The sequence below is a fragment of the Halomonas sp. genome (assembly GCF_014859505.1).
Lineage (GTDB): Bacteria > Pseudomonadota > Gammaproteobacteria > Pseudomonadales > Halomonadaceae > Halomonas.
Genome location: NZ_JACUUD010000099.1, coordinates 1 through 10,537, shown reverse-complemented (window position 1 = coordinate 10,537; position 10,537 = coordinate 1). Strand labels below are relative to the sequence as shown.

The following is a 10,537-nucleotide window of genomic DNA, read 5'->3' as shown; positions in this document are numbered from 1 at the left end:
GCTGCTCCATGGGGGGCGGCTCGTCGTCGCTGCCGCACCCGGCAAGCGCCAGGCTGCCCAGCGTCATCGCGGTGATCGCCGCCAGAGCGCTCAGTCGACGGCGCCTGCCTTGACGATGATTCAACGGGTCTTGGCTCATTCGGGATCTCCTTCCCTCCCTGTGGTGTCACCCAGTGAATGCAGGCACCGTGCCAGCCATGCCATTATGGCTATAAATCGATATATATCAGAATGTTGTAATCACCTCCCGAACGTCCGTCGTCCCCCTGTGGACCCGGCCGGGAGTGGTGAAAAATGGCACATGGGAACGTCCTGACACACCCGGCGACGCCGGCTGCGACCCGTCCGTTACGTTGAATGATCATTCAAGAACTCGTAGGGTAGGAAACCTTTCGCACCCGCCAACGCTGCCGCCTGCCTGCCAGGCTGGTGCGGCAGCGCATCGCGCACGGCGCCCCCCCCCCGCGCCGCGCCAGGGGCTGACAGAAAGGCATCGCCAATGAACGAGAACCGAAACGTCAAGATTCGGGTTCGCAACCTGAGCAAGGTCTTCGGCAGCCATCCGAAGAAGGCGCTCGAACTGCGCAACCAGGGCCTCAAGCGCCCGGAGATCTTCGAGAAGACCGGCCAGACGCTGGGCCTCTCCCACATCGACTTCGACGTCTACGAGGGCGAACTGCTGGTGATCATGGGCCTGTCGGGTTCGGGGAAGTCGACCCTGATCCGCTGCCTCAACCGGCTGATCGAGCCAACCGAAGGCGAGATCGTCATCGACGGCGAGGATATCCCGCAGCTCGATACCAGGGCGCTGCTCGAGTGCCGCCGGCGCCACTTCTCCATGGTGTTCCAGAACTTCGCCCTCTTCCCCCATCGCACCGTGCAGCAGAACGCCGAGTTCGGCCTGGAGATCCGCGGCGTTCCCGCCGAGGAGCGTGGCAAGACCGCCCGCCATGCCCTGAAGCAGGTCGGCCTGGAGGGCTGGGAGGACGCCTACCCCAACCAGCTCTCCGGCGGCATGCAGCAGCGCGTCGGCCTGGCCCGGGCCCTGGCCAACGATGCCAGCGTGCTGCTGATGGACGAGGCCTTCTCGGCCCTGGATCCGCTGATCCGCGGCGACATGCAGCAGGAGCTGCTCGAGCTGCAGAACCGCATGCAGAAGACCACCGTCTTCATCACCCACGACCTGGACGAGGCGCTGACCATCGGCGATCGCATCATCCTGCTCAAGGATGGCGAGATCGTGCAGATCGGCACCCCCGAGGAGATCCTCACCCGTCCCGCCGATGACTATGTCCGTCGCTTCATCGAGGGGGTGGACAAGTCCCGCATCCTCACCGCCGAGCACGCCATGCGTCCTTTACGGGCGACCGCCCGGGAGGGAGAAGGCCCGCGCACCGTGCTTCGCCGCATGCGCGAGCACAACCTGGACTCCATCTACGTCACCGGCCACGACCGCCGCCTGCTGGGGCTGCTCGAGGTGGACGCCGCCCAGAAGGCCGCCCAGCAGGCGCAGGACACCATCCGCGAGGCCATGACCCAGGACTTCCGCCGCGTGACCCCGGAAGAGCCGATGCACAACCTCTTCGCGATGTTCAGTGCGAAGGGCTTTCCCATCGCGGTGGTGGACGACGACCAGCGGCTGCTGGGCGTGGTGGTCAAGGGCGCCGTCCTCGATGAGCTGGCACAGGCCGCCGAAGCGGCCCCGATGGCAGACGCCGACAACGACACCGCAGCGGCAGGAGAACAGTAATGGCGATCGACTTTCCGCGAATTCCGCTGGGCCAGTGGATCGAGGGTGGCCTCGACTGGCTGACCAGCGAGTATTCCGTGGTGACCCGCGGCATCTCCCGGGTCACCCAGACCGGTATCGACGGGCTCAACGACGCCCTGATGTGGCTGCCCGAGTGGGGCCTGATGGCGATCCTGGCCGCGATCTGCTGGAGGGTGGCCAACCTGCGCCTGGCCATCGGCGCCGTGGCCGGCCTGGCGGTGATCTGGAACCTCGGCCTGTGGAACCCGATGATCGAGACCCTGACGCTGGTGGTGATCGCCACCCTGGTGGCGGTGACCATCGCCATCCCGGTGGGCATCACCGCGGCGCTCTCCGAGCGGCTCTACCGCGGCATCATGCCGGTGCTCGACTTCATGCAGACCATGCCCGCCTTCGTCTACCTGATTCCGGCGATCCCGTTCTTCGGCATCGGCTCGGTGTCGGCGATCTTCGCCACGGTGATCTTCTCCATGCCGCCGGCGATCCGCTTCACCACCCTGGGCATCCGCCAGGTGCCGGTGGAGCTGATCGAGGCCGCCGACGCCTATGGCGCCACGCGCCGCCAGAAGCTGCTCAAGGTGCAGCTGCCGATGTCCCTGCCCACGGTGATGGCCGGCATCAACCAGACCATCATGCTGGCCCTCTCCATGGTGGTGATCGCCGCCATGATCGGCGCCGATGGCCTGGGCAGCGAGGTATGGCGCGCCATCCAGCGGCTGCGCCCGGGCGACGGCTTCGAGGCCGGCATCGCCGTGGTGATCCTGGCCATGTTGCTCGACCGCCTGACCCAGTCACTCCGCAAGCAGCGCAAGTCCTGAGCGTTGAGCGCCGGCCTTGAAACCGCCGTTCGCCACCCTCAAGGTAAAACGTTAAACATCAAGAGAAGGAAAAAAACGATGAAGAAGCATCCGCTGAACCGTCGCATCCGTCTCGCCGGCCTGGCACTGGCCACCGGCGCCGCCCTCACCGCCGGCGCCGCCCAGGCGCAGGACAAGGGTACCGTTCACCTGGCCTACGTGGAGTGGTCCTCCGAGGTCGCCTCCACCAACGTGGTCCGCGCCGTGCTCGAGCAGGCCGGCTACGAGGTCGACATGACCTCGCTCTCCGCTGCCGCCATGTGGCAGGCCATGGGCAGCGGCGATGCCGACGCCATGGTCGCCGCCTGGCTGCCCACCACCCACGCCGACTATCTCGACCGCGTCAGAGACAACGTCGAGGACCTGGGTGTCAACCTGGACGGCACCAAGCTCGGCCTGGTGGTTCCCGGCTATGTCGAGGCCGACTCGATCCGCGACCTCAACGACCATGCCGATGCCTTCAACGGCGAGATCATCGGCATCGACCCCGGCGCCGGCCTGATGAGCCTGACCGAGGAAGTCGTCGACACCTACGACCTCGACCTGCGCCTGCGCAGCGGCAGCGATGCCACCATGGTCGCGGCACTGGCCAGCGCCATCAACAACGAGGAGCCTATCGTCGTCACCAGCTGGACGCCCCACTGGATGTTTGCCAGCTGGGATCTCAAGTACCTCGAGGATCCCGAGGGCGTCTACGGCGGTGCCGAGCAGATCCACACCATCGTGCGCCAGGGCCTGGCCGACGACATGCCGGAGGCTTACGCCATCCTCGATGCCTTCGAGTGGACGCCCGAGCAGATGGGTGAAGTCATGCTCATGAACCAGGAGGATGGCGCAGACCCCTACGAAAATGCCAAGCAGTGGGTCGAGCAGAATCAGGACGTCGTGCAGTCCTGGCTCGGCGAGAGCTGAGGTCCCTGACGGCCCGTGCGGCCGGTGAACTGGGGGAGGCACCGGCGGGTGCCTCCCCCTTTTGCATGGTCCCGCCGCCGCCACCGAACGGTGCCGCAGCGCCTGGCCAGGGTCGGGAATTCGCCTCCAGCAATCAAGCCGCGTACAATTATCGTACAAGTATCGTGAAGGGTCGTTGAATCCTCGCCCCGGAGAGGGACTACGCTTCACTACGCGACCTTTGCACCGCATCATCGCAGCCAAGAGGGAAACGACGTCATGTACAGCAAGATCATGGTGCCGATCGACCTGGCACACATCCAGTTGATCGAGCCCACCCTGCAGACCGTGGCCGACCTGGCGCGGCACTACGACGCCGAGGTGTGCTACGTCGGCGTTACCTCCAGCGCACCGGGCAGCGTCGCCCGCACCCCCCAGGAGTTCAGCCAGAAGCTCGAGGCCTTCGCCCAGGAGCGGGCCAAGGTCCATGGCCAGCCGGTCAGCACCCACACCATCGTCAGTCCCGATCCCATCGCCGACCTCGATGACGATCTGATCCAGGCGATCAAGGACGTGGGTGCCGACCTGGTGGTCATGCCGACCCATCCACCGAAGCATATCGACGTGATCATGCCGTCCCACGGCGGCAAGGTGGCCACCCACACCGATGTCTCGGTGTTCCTGGTGCGCCCGACCAAGGGGTAGACCGACCACCCCGGATCCACATTACGACGCTACGCAAGGGAGAGAGCCACCATGGCCAATGACGAGAACGCCAACGAGAAGCCAACGGCTTCCGAGGGCATTCCCGCCCCGGAGGGGGCAGCCAACCTCATCGATACCGACTACGTGATCGGTCAGGACAACATCACCGCTTCGCCCATGGGGATCGATGTGGACCTGCACGGCAAGGTCTTCATGTTCTCCTCCATCGTGATCCTGCTGTTCGTGATCCTGACGCTGGCCCTGCAGGATCAGATGGAGCCGATCTTCAACAGCATGTTCAGCTTCCTGACCACCAACCTGGGTTGGGTCTTCCTGCTCGGTGCCAACGTCTTCGTGCTCCTGGCGATCGTGCTGATCTTCACCCCGCTGGGCAAGGTGCGCATCGGCGGCGCCGACGCGACGCCGGACTTCGGCTACGCCGGCTGGTTCTCGATGCTGTTCGCCGCCGGCATGGGCATCGGCCTGATGTTCTACGGCGTGTCCGAGCCGCTCGGCCACTACGGCACCGCCATGGGCGGTATCAGCATCGGCGAGGATGGCCTGCGTACCGACTGGGCCCCGCTGGGCGGCGCCGAGGGTGACCAGGCCGGCGCCATCGCGCTGGGGATGTCCGCGACCATCTTCCACTGGGGCTTTCACCCCTGGGGGGCCTACGCTATCGTCGGCCTGTCGCTGGCGATCTTCGCCTTCAACAAGGGCCTGCCGCTGACCATGCGCTCGATCTTCTACCCGATCCTGGGTGAACGCATCTGGGGTTGGCCGGGGCACGTGATCGATATCCTGGCGGTGTTCGCCACCCTGTTCGGCCTGACCACCTCACTGGGCATCGGTGCCACCCAGGCGGCCGGGGGCCTCAACTACCTGTTCGGCATTCCCTCGGGCGATGCCACCCTGGTGCTGCTGATACTCGGCATTACCCTGGTGGCGCTGGGCTCGATCATGCTCGGCGTCGACAAGGGCGTGCAGCGCCTGTCGCAGATCAACATGGTGCTCGCCCTGCTGCTGCTGCTGTTCGTGATCCTGGTCGGTCCGACGCTGCTGATCGCTACCGGGGTGGTCGAGAACCTGATCGGCTACGTGACCCACCTGCCGGCGCTTTCCATGCCGTTCGGGCGCGAGGACGCCAACTTCAGCCAGGGCTGGACGGCCTTCTACTGGGCCTGGTGGATCGCCTGGTCGCCGTTTGTGGGCATGTTCATCGCCCGGGTCAGCCGTGGCCGCACCGTGCGGGAGTTCCTGATCTCCGTATTGGTGGTGCCGACGCTGGCCTCGGTGGTGTGGATGACCGCCTTCGGTACCACCGCCATCGACCAGGTCGTCAATTCGGGCATCACCGCGGTACAGGATGCCAGCCTGGAACTGCAGCTCTTCACCATGCTGGAGTACCTGCCGCTGACGGCCATCACCTCCTTCGTCGGGATCACGCTGGTGATCGTGTTCTTCATCACCTCGTCGGACTCCGGCTCGCTGGTGATCGACTCCATCACCGCCGGCGGCAAGGTGGACGCACCCAAGCCCCAGCGTATCTTCTGGGCGCTGATCGAGGGGGCGCTGGCCATCGCCCTGCTGCTGGGTGGCGGTCTCGCCGCCCTGCAGACGGCGGCCCTGACCACCGGCCTGCCCTTCACGCTGGTGCTGCTGGTAGGCTGCTACGCCATCGTCAAAGGGCTGATGAGCGAGCCCAGGCCGGTGTGACACCAATCCCCGACATTCGGTAAGGCATTCAAGGGGCGGCCATTGGCCGCCCTTCTTCATTCAACGTTCGGCATTCAGCTCCATAGCTCGCTCACGGGTGTCTCGGAGGAGTAGCGGCTGGCCACCTGGGCCTGCAGCAGCTCGGCGGTGGCCAGGGCGTCCACCACGGCATGATGCCCCTGGTAGGGCGGCAGCCCGTAGCGCTCACGGCTGTTGTGCAGGCGGATCGACACCGGGGGACGGCCCATCCAGCGGCGCAGCCGCGCCAGCACCGACTGGCGGTGGCGGCGCGCCTCCAGCGACATGGTGTCGATCACCGGGAAGCGCAGCCCCTCCCCCAGCCGGGCCTGGATGCCGGAGTCCAGGAAGGGGCGCTCGATCTGGCGATAGTGCACCACCACGACCCGCCCCTTCAGCAGCTCGAGCAGTTCGGGCAGGATCTCGGCGAGATCGGGGGCATTCTCCACCTCGGCGTGTGTGATGCGGTGCAGGGTCACCGACTGCTCGGTGAGCTCGCGAGCCGGTTTGAGCACCCAGTAGCGCCGCTCGCGCAGCGGAATGCGCGCAAGACTGAAGGGCACCACCCCGACGCTGACGATGGCGTGGCGGCGCGGGTCCAGCCCGGTGGTCTCGATGTCGAGGGCGGCCAGGGGCACCTCACGGATGGCGGTGGCCGGGTCGGGACAGCCCGCGGCGAAATAGTCCTTGAGCAGCGGGTGCCGGACCCGGGCGGCGCGATCGGCCAGGTACTCAGGCCAGCCGGGGGCCTGCTGCCGCGTCGCGCCTGGCAGCCGAATCACCGTGGCCCTCGCGGGCGGCGCGCCGCTGCTGCCGGGACCGGATAGCGAAACTTGAGAAACTTCTGGGCGTTGCTGAGCACCTGGAAGGCGTCCTTGAGCGTGTGGCGCTCGGTGTCGCTGACGTTCTCCGGCTCGATATTGTTGCCCGGGGTGCGCTCGTGCTGCAGGTCGAGCACCTGGTGGTGGATGCGCGCCATGGAGAGGAACTCCAGGGCATAGCGCAGCTTGTCGCTGACCCCCTGCGCCAGCAGCTGGGTGCGGTCGATGTCATCCAGGCGCGCGAAGCTGTTCTGGGCCCGGGAGCCGCAGGCCAGCGCGTGGACCCGAATCAGGTCGGTGAGCGGCGCGGTGCCGCGGCGCTTGAGGTTGATGGTGTTGTTCTGCTTGCCATCCTTTTCCATCACGAAGGTGCGGAAGAACCCCAGCGGCGGCGTGCGATTCAGGGCGTTGCGGGCCATGGCGGCCAGGAACAGCGCGTTCTGCGGGGCCTGTTCGGCCACCAGATCCTGGAGCTGCTCGACGTAGACGTTCTCGCCGTAGACGGCGTCGAGGTCGAAGAAGATCGAGCTGTGCAGCAGTCGCTCCGGGGTCGGGTCGCGGATCCATTCCCGGAAGTAGCCCTTCCACACGGAGAGCGGCTGCCGCCAGCGCCGGTTGGTGGCCATGATGTCGCCGCTGCAGTAGCTGTAGCCGCAGGCATGCAGGCCATCGCTGACGATCTTCGCCATCTCCCGGAAGTAGTCGTCATGGGCCTCGGGGTCGAAGGCATCGCCGAGTACCAGGGCGTTGTCCTGGTCGGTGACCAGGCTCTGCTCGTTGCGCGCCATCGAGCCCATGACCATGAAGCAGTAGGGAACCGGCGGTGGGCCCAGCGCCTCCTCGGCCAGTTCCAGCAGGCGGCGGGTGAAGCTGCGACCGATGGTGGAAAGCGCGCTGCCGATCATGCGCGAGTCGGCGCCATCCTCCACCATGCGCACGAAGGCGGCGCGCACGTCCGGGGCCAGCTTGGCCAGCCCCTCGGCCGAGGACTGATTGAAGATGTTGCTGACCAGATAGAGGCTGGAGTGGGTCTCGTAGCGGATGATATCGGAGAGGTGAACGATGCCCACCGGGTGGCGGCGATGCATCACCGGCAGGTGGTGGATGTTGTTGCGCAGCATGGTGAGCATCGCTTCGTGGACCGACTCGTCGGACTGGATCGCCACCAGCCGGTCGACCACGATCTCCCCCACCGGCGTGTCGGACGGGCGCCCCTCGGCCACCAGGCGGCGGAAGTCGCTGTCGGTCAGGATGCCGCGCACCTGCCAGGCGCGCTCCTCGCTGTCGCGGAAGGTGTAGCGGGGGTTGTCGCCGGGGGCATCCAGCACCAGCACCGCCGAGGCGCCGAAGTCGCCCAGCAGGCGCGCGGCCTCCTGCACCGTGGTGCTCGCCACCACCATCACCGGGTAGCGGGTGAGCAACTTGCGCACCCGGGTGATCATCATGTCGTTCTGCTTCTTCTGGTGCTCTACCGCGGATTCGAGGCGCGGACGCTCCAGTTCCACGAAGTCGGCGAAGTACTCGTCCTCCTCGCAGAGACGCTGGAAGAGCGCATCCGGAAGGAAATAGATCAGGCTGTCCTCCAGCGCCCGGACGGGATAGCGGACCCGGTGATTTCGCAACAGGCTGAAGTGGCCGAAGATGTCGCCTTCACCGCGGCGATCATAGAGGTCGCCGTTGCGGCGATAGACCTCCACGGCCCCGCTGCGGATGTAGCCCAGTTCGTGGATCTCCTGATCGAGCACCAGAATGTCGCTGCCGGCACGGTGGTAGGCCACCTCGACCTGGCTGGCGATCTCGTCGAGCAGGTCGTCGGAGAGGGCATCGAAGGGCGCAAAGCGTCCCATGTGCTGGCGAATGTCCAGCAGTTCCACTTCCATCGGTCACGCTCCCGTCCGGCAGGCCATCTGTGCCAAGTCTGGGAGTTCGGTGGTGCCCTGTAAAGCCGGCCCGGAGCGGCGCCTCGACCGCCACGGACAGAAGGTAAGAGCCCATAGGCAAACGGCCACCCCGAAGGGTGGCCGTTTGCACTGCCGATGTGGGAGTCGGCGTGAGATCATGTCCGTCTTACGACTGGACCATCTCCTGGACGCGCTGCATCAGCTCGGGATCCTGCTGGATGGCCTGGCCGATGGCGTTGAAGGTATCCACATCGAGCCCGCTGTCCTCGACCACTTCCACCATCCTGTCGTTGGCTTCCATGCGAACTTCCTGCTGGGTCGCCTCGTCCTCGGCGGCGTGCAGACGCTCGGTGTAATCCTGGGAAAGCACGGCGATCTCCTGAGAGGCGTCGGCAAACTGCTGAAGCTGGTCATCGGAGAAGTCCATGGCCGGAGCGGCGGCCTGGGGCTGCTCGGGGGCGGCCGCCGGGTCCTGCTGGGCGTGGACGGTGGCGGACATCAGGCCAGCACTGAGCAGAGCGGCAGAGAAGAGAGCGGTCATCCGATTCATGAATTCCTCCAGTTGGAATGAGAACCCCGGCGGGGCGTTGAATGCATGCTCCAAGTGTGACGACAACTGCCGGCCGATGTTCAGAGTTTTCGTGTAAAACATTGAAACATGAAGTGCGCACAACGTTACATCAGTCCCCGAAGAGCGACACCCTGAGCGATCACTTCGCCAGGTGGCCCCGTATATGCGCCTTCAGGAAATCTCAGGAAGATAGTAATGACTTTCATTTATCCAAGTGAACTGATCCGTGCTCTCGGGGACTAGGCGAAACTCGAGCGGCACAGTATGGTCTGTGGCACCCCAACCTCCCGACATGGACGTTTCACATGCCCCCCGCTCCTGCTTCCCGCGCTGCCAGCCTGTGGCTCGCTGCCATGCCACTGCTGTTCGTGGCGCTGTGGAGCACCGGCTTCATCGGTGCCAAGTTCGGCCTGCCCTACGCCGAACCCTTCACCTTCCTGTTCATCCGCTTCGCCCTGACCCTGGCGCTGCTGATTCCGCTGGCCCACTGGCTCTCCGGCGAGTGGCCCCGGGGGGCGCGGCTGTGGGGACACATCGCCGTCTCCGGCCTGCTGGTTCACGGCGGCTATCTGGGCGGGGTCTTCTACGGCATCTACCTGGGCATGCCTGCGGGGCTCGCCTCGCTGCTGGTGGGGCTGCAGCCGCTGCTCACCGCCGGGCTAGCCGGGCCGCTGCTGGGGGAAAGGCTGGGTAGGCGCCAGTGGTCTGGGCTGGTGCTGGGGCTGGTCGGCGTGGCCCTGGTGCTGGGCGGCAAGCTGGACCCGGGCGAGGCGCTGTTCCAGGGCTTCGGCGCCGGCGCCCTGCTGGCCATCCTGGTGGCCCTGGTCGGCATCTCCGGCGGCACCCTCTACCAGAAGCGCCACTGCACCGGCATGCCGCTGCTCTCGGGCACGGTGGTGCAGTACCTGGCCGCGGGCACACTGTTGGGGCTGGGTGCCCTGCTCTTCGAGGAGCGTAGCGTGACCTGGACGCCCACCTTCGCCCTCACCCTGGCCTGGCTGGTGATGGTGCTGTCGATCGCCGCCATCCTGCTGCTGATGGCGCTGATCAGGCGCGGCGAGGCGTCCCGGGTGGCCAGCCTCTTCTACCTGGTACCGCCGGTCACCGCCCTGCAGGCCTGGTGGCTGTTCGACGAGGCCCTGCCGCCCATCTCGCTTGTCGGCATGGCCGTCGCCATCGCCGGCGTGGTGCTGGTGGTCAGGACGCCGCCGGCGACAGCCGACAGGCCGCGTACTTGAACTCGGGGATCTTGCCGAAGGGGTCCAGCGCCGGGTTGGTGAGCAGGT

At 66.2% G+C, this 10,537-nt stretch carries 9 protein-coding genes; 6 read left to right on the top strand and 3 right to left on the bottom strand.

The window, feature by feature from the left end:
- Positions 1-499 precede the first annotated feature (499 nt).
- The 5 genes from IBX53_RS12290 to IBX53_RS12270 all read left to right on the top strand — a co-directional run bounded on the left by IBX53_RS12290 (position 500) and on the right by IBX53_RS12270 (position 5,940).
- Entirely contained in the window at positions 500-1,750 is a 1,251-nt protein-coding gene (locus IBX53_RS12290) for a glycine betaine/L-proline ABC transporter ATP-binding protein (protein WP_290909623.1), read from the top strand.
- Positions 1,751-1,755: 5 nt separating this feature from the next.
- On the top strand, positions 1,756-2,589 hold the full coding sequence (locus tag IBX53_RS12285; RefSeq protein ID WP_290909626.1) for a proline/glycine betaine ABC transporter permease: 834 nt from the start codon (positions 1,756-1,758) through the stop codon (positions 2,587-2,589).
- A 78-nt stretch (positions 2,590-2,667) separates the two neighbouring features.
- Positions 2,668-3,540: a glycine betaine ABC transporter substrate-binding protein gene (locus tag IBX53_RS12280; protein WP_290909622.1), complete on the top strand. Its 873-nt coding sequence runs from the start codon at positions 2,668-2,670 to the stop codon at positions 3,538-3,540.
- A gap of 258 nt (positions 3,541-3,798) precedes the next feature.
- A complete protein-coding gene (locus IBX53_RS12275; protein ID WP_290909619.1) occupies positions 3,799-4,224 on the top strand; it encodes a universal stress protein in 426 nt (141 codons plus the stop codon).
- A gap of 51 nt (positions 4,225-4,275) precedes the next feature.
- Entirely contained in the window at positions 4,276-5,940 is a 1,665-nt protein-coding gene (locus IBX53_RS12270; RefSeq protein WP_290909618.1) for a BCCT family transporter, read from the top strand.
- A 74-nt stretch (positions 5,941-6,014) separates the two neighbouring features.
- Here the strand turns inward: IBX53_RS12270 and IBX53_RS12265 are convergent, their stop codons facing one another.
- The 3 genes from IBX53_RS12265 to IBX53_RS12255 form a co-directional block, all read right to left on the bottom strand.
- Complete coding sequence (locus tag IBX53_RS12265) at positions 6,015-6,740, bottom strand: 3'-5' exonuclease (protein ID WP_290909616.1); 726 nt, start codon at positions 6,738-6,740, stop codon at positions 6,015-6,017.
- The gene (locus IBX53_RS12260) at positions 6,737-8,659 is read right to left on the bottom strand and encodes a DUF294 nucleotidyltransferase-like domain-containing protein (protein ID WP_290909614.1); all 1,923 of its coding nucleotides are present in this window, start codon (positions 8,657-8,659) and stop codon (positions 6,737-6,739) included. Before IBX53_RS12260 ends, IBX53_RS12265 begins: the two co-directional genes overlap by 4 nt.
- Before the next feature lie 187 nt (positions 8,660-8,846).
- A complete protein-coding gene (locus IBX53_RS12255) occupies positions 8,847-9,230 on the bottom strand; it encodes a DUF4168 domain-containing protein (RefSeq protein ID WP_290909612.1) in 384 nt (127 codons plus the stop codon).
- Positions 9,231-9,556: 326 nt separating this feature from the next.
- On the opposite strand from IBX53_RS12255, the gene IBX53_RS12250 reads away from it, so the two are divergent.
- Positions 9,557-10,489 (top strand): DMT family transporter, encoded by a 933-nt coding sequence (locus tag IBX53_RS12250; protein WP_290909610.1) that lies wholly within the window; start codon positions 9,557-9,559, stop codon positions 10,487-10,489.
- Positions 10,490-10,537 lie beyond the last annotated feature (48 nt).

Excerpts from the sequence above, each read along its gene's own strand:
- IBX53_RS12280 (WP_290909622.1), top strand. The coding sequence starts at position 2,668 with ATGAAGAAGCATCCGCTGAACCGTCGCATCCGTCTCGCCGGCCTGGCA.
- IBX53_RS12255 (WP_290909612.1), bottom strand. The coding sequence starts at position 9,230 with ATGAATCGGATGACCGCTCTCTTCTCTGCCGCTCTGCTCAGTGCTGGC.
- IBX53_RS12260 (WP_290909614.1), bottom strand. The coding sequence starts at position 8,659 with ATGGAAGTGGAACTGCTGGACATTCGCCAGCACATGGGACGCTTTGCG.
- IBX53_RS12290 (WP_290909623.1), top strand. The coding sequence starts at position 500 with ATGAACGAGAACCGAAACGTCAAGATTCGGGTTCGCAACCTGAGCAAG.
- IBX53_RS12270 (WP_290909618.1), top strand. The coding sequence starts at position 4,276 with ATGGCCAATGACGAGAACGCCAACGAGAAGCCAACGGCTTCCGAGGGC.
- IBX53_RS12250 (WP_290909610.1), top strand. The coding sequence starts at position 9,557 with ATGCCCCCCGCTCCTGCTTCCCGCGCTGCCAGCCTGTGGCTCGCTGCC.
- IBX53_RS12275 (WP_290909619.1), top strand. The coding sequence starts at position 3,799 with ATGTACAGCAAGATCATGGTGCCGATCGACCTGGCACACATCCAGTTG.